At 63.7% G+C, this 17,856-nt stretch carries 19 protein-coding genes and 1 other RNA gene; 6 read left to right on the top strand and 14 right to left on the bottom strand.

Annotation, left to right across the window (positions count from 1 at the left end):
* Positions 1 to 3 precede the first annotated feature (3 nt).
* Together ruvB and PCE31107_RS04470 are read left to right on the top strand one after the other, a co-directional pair.
* On the top strand, positions 4 to 1,074 hold the full coding sequence (ruvB, locus tag PCE31107_RS04475; RefSeq protein ID WP_026132306.1) for a Holliday junction branch migration DNA helicase RuvB: 1,071 nt from the start codon (positions 4 to 6) through the stop codon (positions 1,072 to 1,074).
* Between the two features lie 36 nt (positions 1,075 to 1,110).
* Positions 1,111 to 2,097, top strand: coding sequence for an oxygenase MpaB family protein (locus PCE31107_RS04470; protein WP_425494703.1), 987 nt, complete (start codon positions 1,111 to 1,113; stop codon positions 2,095 to 2,097).
* 40 nt (positions 2,098 to 2,137) lie between these two features.
* Here PCE31107_RS04470 and PCE31107_RS04465 read toward each other — a convergent pair whose 3' ends face one another.
* The 4 genes from PCE31107_RS04465 to tyrS form a co-directional block, all read right to left on the bottom strand.
* Positions 2,138 to 2,839 carry a histidine phosphatase family protein gene (locus PCE31107_RS04465; protein WP_150606722.1) on the bottom strand — a complete coding sequence of 234 codons (702 nt, stop codon included), beginning with the start codon at positions 2,837 to 2,839 and terminating at the stop codon, positions 2,138 to 2,140.
* Positions 2,840 to 2,916: 77 nt separating this feature from the next.
* On the bottom strand, positions 2,917 to 3,543 hold the full coding sequence (locus PCE31107_RS04460) for a YbhB/YbcL family Raf kinase inhibitor-like protein (RefSeq protein WP_150606720.1): 627 nt from the start codon (positions 3,541 to 3,543) through the stop codon (positions 2,917 to 2,919).
* A 180-nt stretch (positions 3,544 to 3,723) separates the two neighbouring features.
* Positions 3,724 to 4,191, bottom strand: coding sequence for a D-aminoacyl-tRNA deacylase (gene dtd / locus PCE31107_RS04455; protein WP_130024962.1), 468 nt, complete (start codon positions 4,189 to 4,191; stop codon positions 3,724 to 3,726).
* Positions 4,192 to 4,243: 52 nt separating this feature from the next.
* Positions 4,244 to 5,488: a tyrosine--tRNA ligase gene (gene tyrS / locus PCE31107_RS04450; protein WP_150606718.1), complete on the bottom strand. Its 1,245-nt coding sequence runs from the start codon at positions 5,486 to 5,488 to the stop codon at positions 4,244 to 4,246.
* Positions 5,489 to 5,687: 199 nt separating this feature from the next.
* On the opposite strand from tyrS, the gene PCE31107_RS04445 reads away from it, so the two are divergent.
* A complete protein-coding gene (locus PCE31107_RS04445; protein ID WP_150606716.1) occupies positions 5,688 to 7,058 on the top strand; it encodes a M23 family metallopeptidase in 1,371 nt (456 codons plus the stop codon).
* Positions 7,059 to 7,151: 93 nt separating this feature from the next.
* Complete coding sequence (locus tag PCE31107_RS04440; protein WP_150606714.1) at positions 7,152 to 8,300, top strand: anhydro-N-acetylmuramic acid kinase; 1,149 nt, start codon at positions 7,152 to 7,154, stop codon at positions 8,298 to 8,300.
* 99 nt (positions 8,301 to 8,399) lie between these two features.
* Here the strand turns inward: PCE31107_RS04440 and erpA are convergent, their stop codons facing one another.
* The 4 genes from erpA to rplM form a co-directional block, all read right to left on the bottom strand.
* On the bottom strand, positions 8,400 to 8,765 hold the full coding sequence (gene erpA, locus PCE31107_RS04435; protein WP_017235649.1) for an iron-sulfur cluster insertion protein ErpA: 366 nt from the start codon (positions 8,763 to 8,765) through the stop codon (positions 8,400 to 8,402).
* A gap of 97 nt (positions 8,766 to 8,862) precedes the next feature.
* Positions 8,863 to 9,906, bottom strand: a complete 1,044-nt coding sequence (gene argC / locus PCE31107_RS04430) for an N-acetyl-gamma-glutamyl-phosphate reductase (protein WP_150606712.1) — start codon at positions 9,904 to 9,906, stop codon at positions 8,863 to 8,865.
* Between the two features lie 183 nt (positions 9,907 to 10,089).
* A complete protein-coding gene (gene rpsI, locus PCE31107_RS04425; RefSeq protein WP_010805092.1) occupies positions 10,090 to 10,485 on the bottom strand; it encodes a 30S ribosomal protein S9 in 396 nt (131 codons plus the stop codon).
* Positions 10,486 to 10,495: 10 nt separating this feature from the next.
* Positions 10,496 to 10,924, bottom strand: coding sequence for a 50S ribosomal protein L13 (rplM, locus tag PCE31107_RS04420; protein WP_010805091.1), 429 nt, complete (start codon positions 10,922 to 10,924; stop codon positions 10,496 to 10,498).
* Between the two features lie 637 nt (positions 10,925 to 11,561).
* On the opposite strand from rplM, the gene PCE31107_RS04415 reads away from it, so the two are divergent.
* Positions 11,562 to 11,984 (top strand): OsmC family protein, encoded by a 423-nt coding sequence (locus PCE31107_RS04415; protein WP_026132304.1) that lies wholly within the window; start codon positions 11,562 to 11,564, stop codon positions 11,982 to 11,984.
* Between the two features lie 88 nt (positions 11,985 to 12,072).
* Here PCE31107_RS04415 and rnpB read toward each other — a convergent pair.
* The 3 genes from rnpB to pyrC form a co-directional block, all read right to left on the bottom strand.
* An RNA gene (gene rnpB, locus PCE31107_RS04410) (RNase P RNA component class A) lies at positions 12,073 to 12,482 on the bottom strand.
* A 246-nt stretch (positions 12,483 to 12,728) separates the two neighbouring features.
* Positions 12,729 to 13,511, bottom strand: coding sequence for a DUF3025 domain-containing protein (locus PCE31107_RS04400; RefSeq protein WP_150606710.1), 783 nt, complete (start codon positions 13,509 to 13,511; stop codon positions 12,729 to 12,731).
* Between the two features lie 44 nt (positions 13,512 to 13,555).
* Entirely contained in the window at positions 13,556 to 14,593 is a 1,038-nt protein-coding gene (pyrC, locus tag PCE31107_RS04395; RefSeq protein WP_150606708.1) for a dihydroorotase, read from the bottom strand.
* A 194-nt stretch (positions 14,594 to 14,787) separates the two neighbouring features.
* Here pyrC and PCE31107_RS04390 point away from each other — a divergent pair, with 194 nt between their 5' ends.
* On the top strand, positions 14,788 to 15,618 hold the full coding sequence (locus PCE31107_RS04390) for a class II glutamine amidotransferase (RefSeq protein WP_017235643.1): 831 nt from the start codon (positions 14,788 to 14,790) through the stop codon (positions 15,616 to 15,618).
* Between the two features lie 75 nt (positions 15,619 to 15,693).
* Here the strand turns inward: PCE31107_RS04390 and PCE31107_RS04385 are convergent, their stop codons facing one another.
* The 3 genes from PCE31107_RS04385 to PCE31107_RS04375 are packed head-to-tail and all read right to left on the bottom strand — an operon-like array spanning position 15,694 to position 17,836.
* Entirely contained in the window at positions 15,694 to 16,419 is a 726-nt protein-coding gene (locus tag PCE31107_RS04385; protein WP_017235642.1) for an amino acid ABC transporter ATP-binding protein, read from the bottom strand.
* The gene (gltK, locus tag PCE31107_RS04380; RefSeq protein ID WP_130024956.1) at positions 16,416 to 17,096 is read right to left on the bottom strand and encodes a glutamate/aspartate ABC transporter permease GltK; all 681 of its coding nucleotides are present in this window, start codon (positions 17,094 to 17,096) and stop codon (positions 16,416 to 16,418) included. Before gltK ends, PCE31107_RS04385 begins: the two co-directional genes overlap by 4 nt.
* Positions 17,096 to 17,836 carry an amino acid ABC transporter permease gene (locus PCE31107_RS04375; protein ID WP_130024955.1) on the bottom strand — a complete coding sequence of 247 codons (741 nt, stop codon included), beginning with the start codon at positions 17,834 to 17,836 and terminating at the stop codon, positions 17,096 to 17,098. Before PCE31107_RS04375 ends, gltK begins: the two co-directional genes overlap by 1 nt.
* Positions 17,837 to 17,856 lie beyond the last annotated feature (20 nt).

Here is a 17,856-nt window from a genome sequence, read left to right as displayed (position 1 = left end):
GCCATGATCGAAACCGACAAACTCGCCGCCGAGCGCATCATTGCGCCGACCCCGGCCTCGCCTAACGAAGAAGCCTTCGAGCGCGCGCTGCGTCCCAAGCTGCTCGACGAATATGTCGGTCAGCGCAAGGTGCGCGGCCAGTTGGAGATCTTCATCGAGGCCGCGCGCAAGCGCTCGGAACCGCTCGACCACGTGCTGCTCTTCGGGCCGCCGGGCCTGGGCAAGACGACGCTCGCGCACATCATCGCCCGCGAAATGGGCGTGCATTTGCGCCAGACTTCGGGGCCCGTGCTCGAGCGCCCGGGCGACCTCGCCGCGCTGCTGACCAATCTCGAAGCCAACGACGTGCTGTTCATCGACGAAATCCACCGGCTCTCGCCCGTCGTCGAGGAAATCCTGTATCCGGCGCTCGAGGATTACCAGATCGACATCATGATCGGTGAAGGCCCCGCGGCGCGCAGCGTCAAGCTCGACCTGCAACCGTTCACGCTCGTGGGCGCGACCACGCGCGCCGGCATGCTGACGAATCCGCTGCGCGACCGCTTCGGGATCGTGGCGCGTCTGGAGTTCTACACGGCCGAAGAACTGACCGGCATCGTGCGCCGCTCGGCCGGCCTACTCGGCGCGGCCATCGTCGACGACGGCGCTTTTGAGATCGCCCGTCGCGCGCGCGGCACGCCGCGTATCGCCAACCGGTTGCTGCGGCGTGTGCGCGACTACGCCGAAGTGAAGGCCGACGGGCGCATTACCGCCGCCGTGGCCGACGCCGCGCTCTCGATGCTCGACGTCGACTCGGTCGGCCTTGACGTGATGGACCGCAAGCTGCTCGAAGCCGTGCTCCACAAGTTCGACGGCGGCCCCGTGGGCGTGGACAACCTCGCCGCCGCCATCGGCGAAGAGCGCGACACCATCGAAGACGTGATCGAGCCGTACCTGATCCAGCAGGGCTTCCTGCAACGCACGCCTCGCGGGCGCGTCGCGACACTTGCCGCGTATCGTCACTTCGGACTGGCCGCCCCCGGCAGTGCGCCGGACAGCAGCTCGCTCTGGTCGCCCGACGCCACCGGCAAGTGAACCCTGCCGCTTTGACATCGCCACACTGAACCTCGCATGCCCTCGCACGACGACCTCCCGACTCCGCCTCCGGCAACGCCCTTGCGGCCTGCCGGGCCGGTCGTGGGCGTGTCGGGACGTGTGCGGCATGCCATTGCGATGCGGCTGGTGAGCCTGACCTCAGGCCCCGGCGCTCCACGACTGAACTACGACACCCCGGCTGGCGACCCCGGCCTGTTCGGCCCGGACGCCGCCTGCTGGCACGTGCATGGAGACTTCACGTCGATGATGATCGGCGGCATCAGCGCGCTGCTGATGCAGTCGCTGCACCCGCTCGCGATGGCCGGGGTCTGGGATCACTCGACCTTCCGGCAGGACGTGATCGGCCGTCTGCGCCGCACGGCGACATTCATTGGCGGCACGACCTTCGGCAATACGGCAGACGCCCACGCCCTGCTCGAACGGGTGCGACGCATCCACCTGCAGGTCAAGGGCGTTGCCCCCGACGGGCGCCCCTACGCCGCGTACGATCCCGATCTGCTGACGTGGGTGCATGTGGCCGAGACGTCGAGCTTCCTGCGCAGCTATCTCGTCTACAAGGATCCGGCGTTCGCCCGCAGCGAGCAGGATCGTTATTACGCGGAAGTCGCGCGCATTGCGGTGGCCCTCGGCGCTCGCGACGTGCCGACGAGTGTCGCGCAGATCGACGACTATCTCGCCGCCATGCGTCCGGCCTTGTGCGCGAGCGAGCGCACCGACGAAGTCGTGCGCGTGTTGCGCAATCTGCCCGCGCCGTTCACAGGCGCGCGCCTGTTCAGCGGCGTGTTGTTTCGCGCAGGCATCGATTTACTGCCCGACTGGTCGCAGGCGATGCTCGGCTTCGGGGAAGGGGCGACGGTGCGCCGCCTGACGGTGCGGCCCGCGGTGCGTCACATGGCGCAGGTCGCGCGCTGGTCCATGCGCAACAGCGTGGCGCACCGCGCGCGTCGCCGCGCATTGGCGACGCCCGATGTCGTGGTTGTGCAGTCATCGCTGGAACGCTAGGCACGTCCGCACTACGGCCCTTGCGCAACCTGCCCGCCCGTTACACCACGCGCGGATCGACGCGATCCATCGCGGCAGCGCCCTCCGGCCTGTCGTTGCTTTCGTCGCGCACGGCGGCGTCCAGATGCGCGACATCCCCCCAACACAGCACGTGCCAGCCCTGGCCATCGTAGGCCAGGCGGTTCACGCTCGCGTTGAGCAGCGGATAGGCACGCGGCTCGGTCAATGCAAGCCGCGTTGCGAGCCGATAGCAGCAATCGAGCACGCCGCCATGCGCCACCAGCGCCAGATGCTTGCCCGCATAGTCGTGCAGCAGTTGCGCGACGGACTCGGTGATACGCGTGTAGAAACCTCGCGTGGACTCGCCGCCAGGAATCACGAAATCGGGATCGCGGCTCTGCCAGCGCGCATAGTCTTGCGGAAATTGCGCCTGGATCTCGTCCGGCACACGGGTTTCGAAGACCCCGTAGTGACGCTCCCGCAAACTCGCGGTGCGCACCAGCGGCAAGCCGCACGCGCGTGCGACGGGTTCCGCCGTCTGCACCGCTCGCTGCAAATCGCTCGTGAGCACGTGGTCAAAAACGCGCCCGCGCGCCGCCACCTCGCGCGCGATACGCTGCCCCAACAAGACCGCCTGATGCTCGCCCTCGGTCGAGAGCGGGATATCGGTATGGCCTTGAATCCGTTTGGCGCGGTTCCAGTCAGTCTCACCGTGGCGAATCAAAGTCAGGGTCGTGGTCATGCCGGTCATCGATGCGATTGCTTGTTACGTGTGGCGTGTGGCGTGAGTCAAAGCGGGCGAGGTCAGACGGCGTGCCGTCAGGCCAGCGCCGGATTGAGCGTGTAGGTGCCGGTCACGCGCGCCTGCCCAAGCACGTGCGGCTGAATCGCCGCGAGCACGTCGTCGCCCCCGAAACGGCCGTCGAGCGGCACACGCGCGATATCGAGCGCGTACACGGTGAAGTGGTAGTGGTGCACGATCGTGTCGTTCCACGGCGGGCACGGGCCGTCGTAGCCGTAGTAATCGCCGCGCATGCTCTCGTCGCCCGCAAACCAGGCAGTGTAGTCGTTGATGCCGTGACGCATGCCGTCGAGCGCGTCCGGGCCGAACTTGCCGCGCGGCGTAACGTGGTTGCTGTGGCTGGCCGCCGGGATCTCGGACACCGACGCCGGCACGTCGACGAGCACCCAGTGATAGAAATCGACGCGCGGCAGAGTCGCCGGCACTTCGCGACCTTCCTGGTTGACGTCGTCGCCCTGGCTCGGTACGTCGCTGTCGGTGCAGATCACGACAAACGAACGGGTACCGGCCGGCGCATCGGACCACGCCAGATGGGGATTCTTGTTCTGCGACAGCGCCACGTGCGCCTGTGCATCCGGTTTGCCGAAGGCGAACTGTTCATCTATCGCCGCATTGTCGGCAAACGAGTCACTCCAGACTTTCATCGGTTTCTCCCAAGCATTGTCGTTTCGGAACTCGTCGACGGTATCACACCGATGCGAATCGCGTGCGGGCGCTCCCCCACATCCAGACGATTCCGAGCAATTTTCGGGATAGAACCTGGGCGGATGCGGCCGGCGCGGCAAGTAACGCGCGGCATCGCCAGCGCACGCCGCCGCCGAACGTCAACCGGCGTCGGGACGCGTCTGAAGCCAGAACGTGACCGGTCCGTCGTTCACGAGTGAGACGCGCATGTACGCGCCGAATTCGCCCGTTTCCACGATCGGATGGCGCGCACGCGCCTGCATGACAAAATGGTCGAAGAGCCGCTTGCCGTCGGCCGGACTGGCCGCCGGGGTGAAGCTCGGCCGGGTGCCGCTGTGGGTGTCGGCCGCCAGCGTGAACTGCGAGACGAGCAGCAAGCCGCCCGCGGCACCGTTGCCATCGAGACTCGAGACGCTGCGGTTCATCTTGCCCGCCTCGTCAGAGAACACGCGATAGCCCAGCAGCTTCGCGAGCAGTTTGTCCGCGCTCGCCTCGGTGTCGCCACGCTCGGCACATACCAGGGCGAGCAGGCCCGGACCGATGGCGCCCACCGTGCGGCCATCGACCGTCACGGCGGCTTCGAGCACCCGCTGGATGAGCGCGATCATCGCCCGACCCGCGCCAGCACGCGCACCATCAGCAGCGATCGGGCGGCGACGCTCAAGCGAGCGTCACGCGCGCGAAGCGGCGCTTGCCGACCTGCACGACATAGGTGCCGGCGTCGATCTTCGCGCCCTTGTCGGACACGGCCTCGCCGTCGATCCGCACGCCGCCCTGCTCGATGTTGCGGTTGGCTTCCGACGTCGACGGCACCAAGCCGGCCTGCTTGAGGAGCTGAGCGATCCCCAGCGGCGCGCCTTCAAGGGAAACTTCCGGGATGTCGTCCGGCACACCGCCCTTGGCGCGTGCGTTGAAATCTTCGAGCGCGCGCTCGGCATCGGCCTGCGAATGGAAACGGGCCACGATCTCCTGCGCGAGCAGCACCTTCACGTCGCGCGGATTGCGCCCGCCTTCGACATCCTTGTGCAATTGGGCGATCTCGTCGAGCGTACGGAACGAGAGCAACTCGTAGTAACGCCACATCAGACCGTCCGAGATACTCATGAGCTTGCCGAACATCTCGCTCGGCTTCTCGCTGATGCCCACGTAATTGGCCTTGGACTTCGACATCTTCTCGACACCGTCCAGCCCTTCGAGCAGCGGCATCGTCAGAATGCACTGCGGCTCCTGACCGTATTGCTTTTGCAATTCACGGCCCACGAGCAGGTTGAACTTTTGGTCGGTGCCACCGAGTTCCAGATCCGACTCCAGGGCCACCGAGTCGTAGCCCTGCATGAGCGGATAGAGGAATTCGTGGATGGCGATCGGCACGCCGCCCTGGAAGCGCTTCGTGAAGTCCTCGCGCTCGAGCATGCGCGCCATGGTGTAGCGCGACGCGAGCTTGATCATGCCGTCCGCGCCCAGCTTCATCGACCATTCGCTGTTGTAGCGAATTTCGGTCTTGTTGCGGTCGAGCACCAGCGCGGCCTGTTCGAAATAAGTCTTGGCGTTCGACTCGATCTGCTCGCGGGTGAGCGGCGGACGCGTGCTGTTACGGCCCGACGGATCACCGATCAGCGACGTGAAATCGCCGATCAGGAAGATGACCGTGTGCCCCAGATCCTGCAACTGGCGCATCTTGTTGAGCACCACGGTGTGGCCGATGTGGATGTCCGGCGCCGTGGGGTCCAGCCCCAGCTTGATACGCAGCGGCTTGCCGGTCGCTTCGCTGCGCGCCAGCTTCTGGAGGAACTCCTCTTCCACGAGCAGCTCGTCGCAACCGCGCTTGGCGATCGCCAGTGCGGCCCGCGCGGCGTCGGTCACGGGATACTTCTTTTCCGAGGTGAGTGCGTGTTCACTTGTCATAACATCATTGTCCAGACTGGTTCAGGGTTTCCCTTGAGCAGTCAGTAAAGGCGGAGGCCGCGGTAGCTCTGCTATAATCGCGGCTCAATTCTCGGCTCGGGCCGAAGCGACGCCGGGTTGCCCCGGAATTCCGACAGGCAATCTCGAAGCGTGCCGCTCCGCCCGGGCTTTTTTCGTAAGTTGCGCAGAATTTTACGTGATGTGGCCAAAACTCCGTGATTTTTTTGCGCGTGAACTGCTGACGCTGATCGATCCCACGCAGCCCAAGCACCGTCGCAGGAAGGTGCAAATCGTGGCAACGGTCGGTTCTGCCCTGACGTTGGGAATGGTGACCGCTTTCGGCGTGGCACCGATGGTGCCCGACGCGGCCCGCAACGGTGCGAGCGTGACATTGCCGCTCACCTTCCCCGACCTGGCCAAACAGATTCAGCAGCTCGACGCGCAATCCCAGACCTTTATTCATCAAGTGGCCCTGCGCCGCGGCGAAACCCTGGGCGACATGCTCTCGCGGCTGTCGATCCAGGACCCCGCGGCCGAGCGGTTCATTCGTGAGAACGCCGTCGCCCGTCGCCTGATCGGCGTGCCCCCTGGGAATGTCGTGCAGGCCGAGACCGACGACGATGGCAAGCTCGTCTCGCTCTCCACCGTGTTGTCGAATGGCAGCACCGCGGCCCAGCAACTGGTGATCGACCGCAACGACGGCGGACGCTTGCGCGCCCGCATGGAGCAGTTGGCCAACGATACCGAATGGGCCATGCGCTCCGGTGCCATCGCGGGCAATTTCTTCACGGCGATGGACGATGCGGGCGTGCCCGATGCCGTCGTCGCGCAGATGGTGCACATCTTCTCCGGGGTGATCAACTTCCAGCGTGACGTTCGCCGCGGCGACCGCTTCCGCCTCGTGTACGAGGTGATCAAGCAGCAGGATCGCACCGTGCGCACTGGCCGTGTGCTGGCGATCGAGTTCATCAATCAGGGCAAGACACACCAGGCCATCTGGTACGCCGATCCGAAGGGCGCGCCCGATGGCGCGTACTACGGCTTTGACGGTCGCAATCTGAAACAGGCTTTCCTGCGCACGCCGGTCGAGTTTTCGCGGATTTCGTCGGCCTTCGGCGGTCGCGAGCATCCGTTCCAGCACAAGTGGAAGCAGCACGAAGGCGTGGATCTGGCAGCGCCTATCGGCACGCGCGTGTTCGCGGCCGGCGACGGCGTGGTCAAGTTCGTCGGCAAGCAAAACGGTTACGGCAATCTGGTCGAGATCGATCATTCCGGCAATTACCAGACGCGTTACGCCCATCTGTCCGGCTTCGGCCAAGGCATGAAGCCCGGTACGCGTGTCACCCAAGGCCAGGTCATCGGCTTCGTCGGACAGACGGGCTGGGCCACCGGCCCGCACCTGCACTATGAACTGCGCTTCAAGGGTGTGCCGCTCAACCCGTTCTCAACGGACGTGGCGGCGGTCGCGCCGCTCTCGGGTCCGCGTCTGAAGCTATTCGACATGTACGCCGAGAACCTTCTCAAGCGCATCGATCTGATGCGCACCGTACAGGTCGCCGAGCGCGATTGAGGTATGCTGGAGACCGCACTGTGCGGGGAGATAGGTGACTCACCTGTGCCCCTTCCCGGTGCGGATTCAATTTCTCCGGCCCTCGCTCCGCCCATGACCGACACCGCTCGCCACCTCGACGCCCCAGCATCTCCCTCCCATTTCATCGGCCTGATGTCCGGCACCAGTCTCGACGGTGTCGACGGCGTGCTCGTCGCGTCAGCCAGCGGGCAGGTGCTCGCAGAAGCCTATCTGCCTTTTCCGGGCGATCTTCGTGAAACGTTGATGGTGTTGCAAGCGCCCTCGGAAAACGAGCTGCACCGCGAAGCGCTGGCGGCGAACGCATTGGTAAGCGTCTATGCGGACTGCGTGCGCGAGTTGCTCACGGCCGCCGGATTGCCGGCGTCCGCTATCGCGGCCATCGGCGCTCATGGGCAGACGATCCGCCACCGTCCGGGCGAGTTCGATGGAATCGGTTATACGCGCCAACTCAACGCGCCCGCACTGCTCGCGGAATTGACCGGCATCGATGTCGTTGCAGACATTCGCAGCCGGGATGTCGCCGCCGGCGGCCAGGGCGCACCGCTTGTGCCCGCCTACCATCAGGCGGTGTTTTCGGATGCCGGGCAAACGCGCGTCGTCTGCAATCTCGGCGGCATCAGCAATGTGACGATTCTGCCGGCGGCGGCATCCGGCCAGCCCGTCTGCGGCTTTGACTGCGGCCCGGGCAATGCACTGCTCGATGGCTGGGCCGCCCGTCATCTCGGAACCTCGTACGACGACGCAGGCGCCTGGGGCGCCAGCGGACACGTCGACGAGGCCTTGCTGAGCCACTTGCTGAGCGAACCGTACTTCCGTCAGACGCCGCCGAAGAGCACCGGTCGCGACCTGTTCCACGCGAACTGGCTGGATACCCGACTGGCGGCCGCTCCGGGCGTGTCGCCGGTGGATGTCCAGGCCACGCTCGTCGCGCTGACCGCGCAGTGTGTCGCCGACGACGTGTTGCGTTACGCGCCCGACTGCCGAGGCTTTTACGCCTGCGGCGGCGGAACGCGCAATCGTGCACTCATGCAAGCCATCGCGGCGCGTTTGCCGGGTGTAACCGTCGCGACGACCGAGGCGCTCGGCGTACCGCCGCATCAAGTCGAGGCCCGCGCCTTCGCCTGGCTCGCGCAACGTTGCCTGGTCAGGCAACCAGGGAATCTTGCGTCAGTCACCGGCGCGCAGGGCCCTCGCATTCTCGGCGCGATCTATCCGCACTGAGCCAGGCGCACCCATCGCACCAGGAAATCGACGGCGCAATAAGAAAGGGCCCTTGCGGGCCCTTTCTCGTACTGCATCCAGATACGGCTTTCGTGCCGTTCAGACCGAGAACGAAGAACCGCAGCCACAAGTCGTGGAAGCGTTCGGGTTCTTGATCACGAACTGCGCGCCATTGATGTCTTCCTTATAGTCAATCTCGGCGCCGACGAGGTATTGATAGCTCATCGAGTCGATCAGCAGCGACACGCCGTTCTTGTCGAGCACGGTATCGTCTTCGTTGACGTCTTCATCGAAGGTGAAACCATACTGAAAGCCGGAGCAACCGCCGCCCTGCACGAAAACGCGCAGTTTCAGCTCGGCATTGCCTTCCTCGTCGATCAGTTGCTTGACCTTGTCCGCGGCGCTGTCGGTAAAGACCAGGAAAGCGGGCATTTCCGTGACGGCGGCCTCAAGCGGTGCGTTCATCGCAAATCTCCAAAAATCGGTTCGGTACCATTCTAGTCTCTATTCCCAGATTGTGCCGACGGCAGAAAAATCAAGGGCTTAGAGACCATAAATACCGTTACGGCAGTACGGGAATATGGGTCAGCCCCATGTTCTCCGGCAAGCCGAACATCAGGTTCATACACTGCACGCCCTGACCGGACGCGCCCTTGACCAGATTGTCCTCGACGACGAGGATCACCAGCGTATCTTCATTGCCCGGACGATGCACCGCCATACGGACATAGTTCGATGCGCGCACCCAGCGCGTTTCCGGCATCGAGCCGGCCGGCAGCACGTCCACGAACGGCTCGCCGGCGTAATACGTCTCGAACAGCGCCTGGAAATCGGTGTCGCGCGCTTCGGGCAGGATCGTCGCGTAAAGCGTCGAGTGGATACCACGAATCGTGGGCAGCAGGTGCGGCACGAACGTCAGGCCCACGTTGTAGCCCGCGATCGCCTCCAGACCCTGCTTGATTTCCGGGTGATGGCGATGGCCCTTCACGGCGTAGGCCTTGAAGTTGTCGGCCGACTCCGCAAGAATCAGCGACGTCTCACCCTTGCGACCCGCTCCGCTTGCCCCCGACTTGGCATCGGCGATCAGGTGTTTGGGATCGACCAGCTTGCGACCACCGGCAAACAGCGGCGCATAGCCTAGTTGCACGGACGTGGGGTAGCAGCCCGGCAGGCCGATGACGCGGGCGCTCTTGATCTTGTCGCGGTTGATTTCGGGCAGGCCGTAGACGGCTTCTTCGAGAATGTCGGGGCAAGCGTGGGGCATGCCGTACCACTTTTCGAACGTGGCGATATCTTTCAGGCGGAAATCTGCCGCCAGATCGATCACGCGCACACCGGCGGCGAGCAGCTCGCGCGCCTGCGCCATGGCCACGCCATGCGGCGTGGCGAAGAACACCACGTCGCAATCGGTCAGGCGGGCGTCGTCGGGCGTGCAGAATGCCAGGTCGACACGGCCTCGCAGGTTCGGATACATATCGGCGACCGGCGTACCCGCTTCCTTGCGCGAGGTGATCGCCGTCAACTTCACTTCCGGATGCTGTGCCAGCAAACGGAGCAGCTCCACACCGGTGTAGCCGGTGCCGCCTACGATACCTACCTTGACCATGTCCTACCCCTTTCAATCGGAACCGCGATTCTATCAAGCTTCCACGACACGTGTGGGACGGCAACGCGCCTGACGCCTGCGCGAGTCACACGCGCCAAAGGCGACGCACAATAGAAAAAAGGCCGCACGAGGCGGCCTTTCCTTGCATCCGCCAGAGGCAGATGCGAACAAGCACTCGGGCGATTAACGCTTCGAGAATTGCTTGCGACGGCGAGCCTTGTGCAGACCCACCTTCTTACGTTCGACTTCACGGGCGTCGCGCGTGACGAAGCCAGCGGTCGACAGCGTCGGCTTGAGCGTCGCATCGTAGTCGATCAGTGCGCGGGTGATACCGTGACGAACCGCACCGGCCTGACCCGTTTCACCGCCGCCGGACACGTTGACCTTGATGTCGAACGTTTCAGCGTGGTTGGTCAACTCGAGCGGCTGACGAACGATCATCAGCGACGTTTCGCGAGCGAAGTACTCTTTGATCGGCTTGCCGTTGACGACGATGTCGCCCTTGCCAGCCTTGATGAAGACGCGAGCAACCGCGCTTTTGCGACGGCCGGTGCCGTAATTCCAATCGTTTTTGAACATGGCGTGGCCCTTAGATCTCGAGCGACTTCGGTTGCTGCGCTTCGTGCGGATGGTTACCGTCGGCGTAAACCTTCAGCTTCTTGATCATCGCGTAGCCCAGCGGACCCTTCGGCAGCATGCCCTTCACGGCCTTCTCGAGCGCACGGCCCGGGAAACGCTCTTGCATTTTGCCAAACGTGGTTTCGTAGATACCGCCCGGGTAACCCGTGTGACGGTAGTACTTCTTGTCGGTTTGCTTTGCGCCCGTAACTTTCAGCTTGGCAGCATTGACGATGATGATGTAATCACCCGTGTCAACGTGCGGCGTGAATTCCGGTTTGTGTTTGCCGCGCAGACGGCGTGCCACTTCGCTGGCGACACGGCCGAGGACTTTGTCCGTCGCGTCAATCACAAACCATTCGCGCGTCACCTCTGCCGGCTTAGCGGAAAACGTCTTCATGATCGATCCAAATAAAATACATTTGCCCCATTAACATCAACTTCCTGCTTGTCTGCCGGCCGCGTCCTCGCGATTTGCATCGCATGGCGCAGTCCTGTGCTTGCAGGCTCTCCCTGATGTATCTTCCGTGGGCATTTCCGGAAAAGCCGTTGATTATACAGAAAAAACCACTCGTCGGTAAACGGCGTTTCCCGACGCACAAAAAAAAACCCGAACCTCATGGGTCCGGGTTAAATCCACCAAAGGAGGAGGGTGGAGGAGACACTGGCAGAATTGCTGTGAAGCACAACAACCAATGACTGCAGTCTAGCAAAGACGATGGTGCGATGCAAGAAAATTTATAGTGCGAAATCAATAACCATAATGCGGAACGCTAGAGGAATGAGAGGTTGACAATTATTTTCATTTAAATCAAATAGTTACTGCAAAAACACCTTACACCGCAACCCGACAAGTAGAGTCCAGCATCTAACTTTAGGGTTTATCCGCCTGAAACATCGATCAAAAAAGCGCCAATATTGCGACGCAGCAACCCGTGCTGCCCAGGTCGGCATCCCAAGGTCGCGCTGAGCGTCGTACGCGCCTTGGCGGAAGCCGTTACAATTTTCGCTTGAACGGGATATCGGGGTTTCGGAATATGGAATGCAAGGTGAGTTGGATGGGCCAGGACGGTATGGCTTTCGTCGCCCAGACGGGAAGCGGACACATCGTCGCGATGGACGGTGCCCCGGAGGGTGGCGGTCACAATCAGGCGCCGCGTCCGATGGAAATGCTGTTGGTTGGCACGGGCGGATGCACGGCGTATGACGTCGTGCTGATTCTCAAGAAGAGCCGGGCCGAAGTGAAGGATTGCAACGTCACGCTCAAGGCCGAGCGGGCCAGCGAAGATCCGAAGGTCTTTACCAAGATTCACTTCCACTTCACGGTCACGGGCCGCAACCTGAACCCCGCCACGGTGGAGCGCGCGGTGACCCTCTCTCACGACAAGTACTGCTCGGCGTCGATCATGCTCGCGAAGACGGCGGAGATCACCCATAGCGTCGAGATCGTCGAAGGCTGAGCACCGGTCGGCCCTGCCATTTCTCGCCGACACGATGACATTGGAAACACAAAAGGCTCCCAGCGGGAGCCTTTTGTGTTTTGTTCGGATGCAGAGCCGGCCGATAAGCCGGATTCTGTGAACGCGACTCGCGCCGCGCCTGACAATCATTCCTCTAGGCGACGCATCACTGCGCCGCTCAAGCTTCCTACCCGCAGGCTCCCGGGGGCCCCGTTGCCGGCATCCGCACAAGGCGCATGCCGTTCACCTGCCTATTTGGAATTGCTCCGGGTGGAGGTTACCGTGCCGTGTGCGTTGCCGCACGCCGCGGTGCGCTCTTACCGCACCGTTTCACCCTTACCTGATCCGCCTGGCTTGCGCCAGGGGCCATCGGCGGTCTGTTCTCTGTTGCCCTGTTCCGCGTCTCACGACGGATGGCCGTTAGCCATCACCCTGCCCTGTGGAGTCCGGACTTTCCTCCCCCTCCCAAAGGGAGGCGGCGATTGTCTGGCCGACTCTGCGGGCCGAAGTGTATCACGCGCGCCGCCGTGCCGCCGCCCTACCTCCGCCCCCTACCTCCGCCCTACCTCCGCCCTACCTCCGCCCTACCTCCGCCCTACCTCCGCCCTACCCCGGCCCCACCCCGGCCCCACCCCGGCCCCACCCCGGCCCCACCCCGGCCCCACCCCGGCCCCACCCCGGCCCTACTTCCGCGCCCAACTCTGCCTGACGTCCGCCCTCCCGGCCCACGCGCCACCGGGACCCTCAGCTCGTCCGACGCCGGCCAGGCCGGAAGACCGAGGTGTCCCGATAATAGGCGGGGTCGTGGTTGGCCGGCCACCAACCGGGGATGCCCAGCACCGGCAACGGCGCGAAGTCGCGTGTTGTGAGCGGCCCACTGGCGAGCCCCGGCGCGATCCGGGCGTCGAGCCAGGCGCGGCGCGCGAGGGGTGTCCAGCCAAAGTAGGCTTGTGGCACGTCCACGATCCACGCGTGCGCGGTCACTGCCGGGTACGGGGCAACGAGCTTCTCCAGCAACGCATGTCCGAAAGGCTGCACCTCGCAGGCGCGCCCCCAATCGGCACGCCGTGCAACGAAGAGCGTGTGCCAGTCAAACGCCCGAAGCGCCCCGCCCAGCGCCGGGTCGCTACACGCGAAGAGGACGGCATTTTCGTCGAAGAGGGTGGCGGCATCGCGCGTGGCACCGCGCGTGGCTTGCACACCGTCGACGGCGATGGCAGCGGCCTGACGAGCGTTGAGCGCCGCCTTGCCGCGCGGATAGGCCAGCCAGATCAGCGCATTGAAGAAGTCATGCAGATTAGGGCGCGTCGGCACCCCGCCTGTGTCCGCGATGAAGGCCTCGTAGGCGGTGTCGGCGGGAAGCGCCTGCGGGGCGACGAATCGCAACGCCCGCCCCCGCCCACTCACCTGCCCGGCCGCCGCCGCTTGCGCCGACAGCGCCTCGCGCCAGTCGGCGCCCGCCAAGGCGTCCCGCCCCCGCTCGGCGACCGCGTCGAACCAAGGCGCGTGCCAGTCGATCGCCGGCAAGCCTGTCCACGTGGACGCCAAAGGCGCCGACGCGTCCTCCGGACTCACCCCTTGAGCTTCCAGCCGATGACTTCGCCGCCGCGCAGCGGCACCACGGTCGCATCGCCCATCGGCAGCTCCGCCGGCAGCTGCCAGTCTTCACGGACCAGGGTGATCTTGTCGGCATTGCGCGGCAGTTCGTAGAAATCCGGGCCGTGGAAGCTGGCGAAGCCTTCGAACTTGTCGAGCGCGCCGGCCTTGTCGAACGCCTCGGCGTACAGCTCTACCGCGTGCAGCGCCGTGTAGCAACCGGCGCAGCCGCAGGCGGCTTCCTTCGCCTCGCGTGCGTGCGGGGCACTGTCGGTACCGAGGAAGAAGCGCGGGCTGCCTGACGTAGCCGCCTTCACGAGCGCATCGCGATGCGTCTCGCGCTTGAGCACCGGCAGGCAGTAGTAGTGCGGCCGGATCCCGCCCGTGAAGATCGCGTTGCGGTTGTATAGCAGGTGGTGCGCGGTGATTGTGGCGGCGATGGGGCCGTCGGCCTGCGCCACATACTCGGCGGCGTCCTGGGTCGTGATGTGTTCGAACACAACCTTGAGGCCCGGGAAATCGCGGCGCAACGGCGACATCACACGATCGATAAAGACCTTCTCACGATCGAAGATGTCGATGTCGGCGCTCGTCACCTCACCGTGCACGAGCAGCGGCATGCCAACGTCCTGCATCGCTTCGAGCGCGCCGCGGCACTTGGCCAGATCGGTCACGCCGGCGTCGGAGTTCGTCGTGGCGCCGGCGGGGTAGAGCTTCACCCCATGCACGAAGCCCGATGCCTTCGCGCGACGGATTTCGTCGGCGGCCGTGTTGTCGGTCAGATACAGGGTCATGAGCGGCTCGAACGCATTGCCGGCCGGGCGCGCCGCGAGAATACGCTCGCGATACGCGGCGGCGAGTTCGGTCGTGGTGACCGGCGGCTTGAGGTTCGGCATGATGATCGCGCGCCCGAACTGGCGGGCGCTGTCGGGCAGCACGCTCTTGAGCACGTCGCCATCGCGCACGTGCAGGTGCCAGTCATCGGGGCGGGTGATAGTCAATTCGTTGATCATGGGCGTTTTCCGGGAGCTGGGGGAGACGGCTAGCCCATGAGACCGTCGCCGCGCGGTGACGCGTCGGCGCGACGGACCGATTGGGCGGGAATGTACGTACACAGGGGCCAGTGCTATGCTTGTGCAACCCCATATTGTACTGGTTGCGGCGCTCCGACACGACGAGCGCAACCCATCTTCGATTGACCCGCCCCATGTGCCAACTGCTCGCAATGAATTGCGCGGAACCGACCGACATCACGTTCTCATTTACCGGTTTCGCGGCGCGTGGGGGCGGTACGGATCACCACGCGGACGGCTGGGGCATCGCATTCTTCGAAGACAAGGCCTGCCGGCTGTTCATCGATCACCAGGCCGCCGCGAACTCGCCCATCGCCGAGCTGGTGAAGAAATACCCGATCAAGTCCAAGAACGTCATCGCGCATATCCGCAAAGCGACACAGGGCATCGTTGAGCTGGAGAACTGCCACCCGTTCCAACGCGAGTTGTGGGGACGCCACTGGATCTTCGCGCACAACGGCGATCTGCACGACTACGATCCGTTTCTCTCGGGCGTCTATCAGCCCGTGGGGACGACCGACAGCGAGCGCGCCTTCTGCGACATCATGCAGGGCCTGCGCAAGCGCTTCCCCGGTTCGCAACCGCCACTCGACGAGTTGTTCCACGCGGTCGAGGACATCACGCGTACGATCACGCGCCACGGCGTATTCAACTTCGTTCTCTCGAACGGCCAGGCGCTGATCGCGCACTGCTCGACACGGCTGCACTTCATCGCCCGCCAGTGGCCGTTCACGAAGGCGCATCTGATCGACGCCGACTGGGAAATCGATTTTTCCAAGTTCACGACGCCAGCCGATCGCGTGGCGGTGATCGCCACGGCACCGCTCACCGACAACGAAGTCTGGACGACGTTCGCGCCGGGTGAATTGATTCTCTTCGAGAAGGGGGGGCCGTCGCTGCGCACCGTAGTGCCGATTCCCGAAGCCGTTCGTCTGCGCAACGAGCAGAACACTGCCTGCCAGTAAGGCCGCGACGACGCCGACGAGCATAAAAAAAGCGTGCCCGAAGGCACGCTTTTTTCATTCCACCCGCACCAACGATCAGTGCAGGATCTTGGCCAGGAAGTCCTTGGCGCGGTCCGACTTCGGATTCGCGAAGAACTCGTCCTTCTTGTCGTCTTCGACGATGATGCCTTGATCCATGAAGATCACACGGTTCGCGACCTTCTTGGCGAAGCCCATTTCGTGCGTGACCACCATCATGGTCATGCCTTCCTGCGCCAATTCGACCATCACGTCGAGCACTTCGTTGATCATTTCCGGGTCGAGAGCCGAGGTCGGCTCGTCGAACAGCATGGCGATCGGGTCCATGCACAGGGCGCGAGCGATGGCCACGCGCTGCTGCTGACCGCCCGAGAGCTGGCCCGGGAACTTGTGGGCATGCGCCGTCAGGCCCACGCGCTCCAGCAACTTCAGGCCCTTGACACGGGCGGCGTCCTTGCTGCGACCAAGCACCTTGACCTGCGCGAGCGTCAGGTTTTCGGTGATCGACAGGTGCGGGAACAATTCGAAGTGCTGGAACACCATGCCGACGCGCGAGCGCAGCTTGGCCAGGTTCGTCTTCGGATCGGCAACCGATGTGCCATCGACGATGATCTCGCCTTGCTGGATCGGCTCCAGACCGTTGACGGTCTTGATGAGCGTGGACTTGCCCGAACCCGACGGGCCGCACACCACCACGACTTCACCCTTCTTGACTTCAGTGGAGCAGTCCGTGAGCACCTGGAACTGGCCGTACCACTTGGAGACGTTTTTAAGGGTAATCATTTCGCCAACCTCTTCTGAAGACGTTTAACCGACATCGAAACCGTGAAGCAGATCACAAAGTAGACCGCTCCGGCAAACACAATCATTGCGGGCAACGTGCCGTCACGCTGGCCCACCTGGTACGCCATGCCGAAGAAGTCGGCCAAGGCGATCGCGTATACGAGCGAGGTGTCCTGAAACAGAATGATGCCCTGGGTCAGCAACAACGGCACCATGTTGCGGAACGCCTGCGGCAGCACCACAAGCGCCATCGCCTGCCAGTACGACATGCCCAGCGCGTAGGCGGCGGACATCTGGCCCCGCGATACGCTCTGGATACCCGCGCGAATGATTTCCGAATAATACGCCGCTTCGAACAGCGAGAAGGCGACGAGTGCCGAGACCATCCGGATGTCCCAGGTCGGCGGCACATCGAGCACCGAACGCAACACCTGCGGCACGATCAGGAAGAACCACAGCAGCACCATCAGCAGCGGAATCGAGCGGAACAGGTTCACGTACAGATCCGCAAACCATTTCAGCACGGTCACGCCCGACAGACGCATCATCGCGAGAATCGTACCCCAGACGATGCCCACGACCACGGCGAGCACCGTGATCTGCAGCGTGGTGATCATGCCCTTGACGAGCAGCGGCATCGCGTCGATCGCGCCGCCCCATGCGAAGATCTCACCCATTATTTGCCCCCGATGTAGCCCGGCAGGCGGGTCTTGGCTTCGATGAAGCGCATGAGCACCAGCACCGCGACGTTGATGATCATGTACGCGATCGTCACAGCAATGAAGGACTCATAGCTATGCGCCGTGTAATCGATGAGCTGCTTGCCCTGCCCGGTCAGTTCGAGCAGGTTCACCGTCGAGATCACGGCCGAGTTCTTGAAGATGTTGACGAATTCCGAGGTGACCGGCGGGATCACCACACGGAAGGCCACAGGCAGCAGTACGAAGCGGTACGTCTGCGGCAGCGTGAGCCCCATGGCCAGACCGGCGCTCTTCTGGCCCTTGGGCAGCGAATTGATACCGGAGCGCACCTGCTCACACACCCGGGCCGCCGTAAAGAGCCCCAGGCCGACCACGCCGGTGAGCAGCGAGACGTTCGCCGGATTGAGCGCGAACAACCACGTGCGAACCGATTCCGGCAGGAAGTCGGGCGCCACGTAGTACCAGAAAAACAACTGAATAAGCAACGGGATGTTCCGGAACAACTCGACGTAGGCCGTCGCGAAGCCGGATATCCATTTGTTGGGGATGGTGCGCATCACGCCGAGCACGGAGCCCACGATGAGCGCAATGATCCAGCCGCCGAGGCCAACTTCAAGCGTGAGCTTGAAGCCCGAGAGCAACCACCCGAAATAGGTCGTCCCCTCGCCCGTTGCCACAGGCTGGAAGAAAAAACTGAAATCGAGACCGAGAGCCATGATCTCCCCTTTTCTACTTG

This window comes from Pandoraea cepalis (genome assembly GCF_902459625.1).
In the GTDB taxonomy this organism is placed as follows: domain Bacteria; phylum Pseudomonadota; class Gammaproteobacteria; order Burkholderiales; family Burkholderiaceae; genus Pandoraea; species Pandoraea cepalis.
This window is presented reverse-complemented; position numbering and strand designations above follow the sequence as displayed.

Bases quoted from the DNA above. Each gene is read 5' to 3' on its own strand.
- PCE31107_RS04445 (WP_150606716.1), top strand. From the start codon at position 5,688: ATGTGGCCAAAACTCCGTGATTTTTTTGCGCGTGAACTGCTGACGCTG.
- pyrC (WP_150606708.1), bottom strand. From the start codon at position 14,593: ATGATCAACGAATTGACTATCACCCGCCCCGATGACTGGCACCTGCAC.
- PCE31107_RS04385 (WP_017235642.1), bottom strand. From the start codon at position 16,419: ATGATTACCCTTAAAAACGTCTCCAAGTGGTACGGCCAGTTCCAGGTG.
- ruvB (WP_026132306.1), top strand. From the start codon at position 4: ATGATCGAAACCGACAAACTCGCCGCCGAGCGCATCATTGCGCCGACC.
- PCE31107_RS04460 (WP_150606720.1), bottom strand. From the start codon at position 3,543: ATGAAAGTCTGGAGTGACTCGTTTGCCGACAATGCGGCGATAGATGAA.
- dtd (WP_130024962.1), bottom strand. From the start codon at position 4,191: ATGATCGCGCTCATCCAGCGGGTGCTCGAAGCCGCCGTGACGGTCGAT.
- PCE31107_RS04440 (WP_150606714.1), top strand. From the start codon at position 7,152: ATGACCGACACCGCTCGCCACCTCGACGCCCCAGCATCTCCCTCCCAT.
- PCE31107_RS04390 (WP_017235643.1), top strand. From the start codon at position 14,788: ATGTGCCAACTGCTCGCAATGAATTGCGCGGAACCGACCGACATCACG.
- rplM (WP_010805091.1), bottom strand. From the start codon at position 10,924: ATGAAGACGTTTTCCGCTAAGCCGGCAGAGGTGACGCGCGAATGGTTT.
- PCE31107_RS04375 (WP_130024955.1), bottom strand. From the start codon at position 17,836: ATGGCTCTCGGTCTCGATTTCAGTTTTTTCTTCCAGCCTGTGGCAACG.
- gltK (WP_130024956.1), bottom strand. From the start codon at position 17,096: ATGGGTGAGATCTTCGCATGGGGCGGCGCGATCGACGCGATGCCGCTG.
- PCE31107_RS04465 (WP_150606722.1), bottom strand. From the start codon at position 2,839: ATGACCACGACCCTGACTTTGATTCGCCACGGTGAGACTGACTGGAAC.
- erpA (WP_017235649.1), bottom strand. From the start codon at position 8,765: ATGAACGCACCGCTTGAGGCCGCCGTCACGGAAATGCCCGCTTTCCTG.
- argC (WP_150606712.1), bottom strand. From the start codon at position 9,906: ATGGTCAAGGTAGGTATCGTAGGCGGCACCGGCTACACCGGTGTGGAG.
- PCE31107_RS04470 (WP_425494703.1), top strand. From the start codon at position 1,111: ATGCCCTCGCACGACGACCTCCCGACTCCGCCTCCGGCAACGCCCTTG.
- PCE31107_RS04415 (WP_026132304.1), top strand. From the start codon at position 11,562: ATGGAATGCAAGGTGAGTTGGATGGGCCAGGACGGTATGGCTTTCGTC.
- tyrS (WP_150606718.1), bottom strand. From the start codon at position 5,488: ATGACAAGTGAACACGCACTCACCTCGGAAAAGAAGTATCCCGTGACC.
- rpsI (WP_010805092.1), bottom strand. From the start codon at position 10,485: ATGTTCAAAAACGATTGGAATTACGGCACCGGCCGTCGCAAAAGCGCG.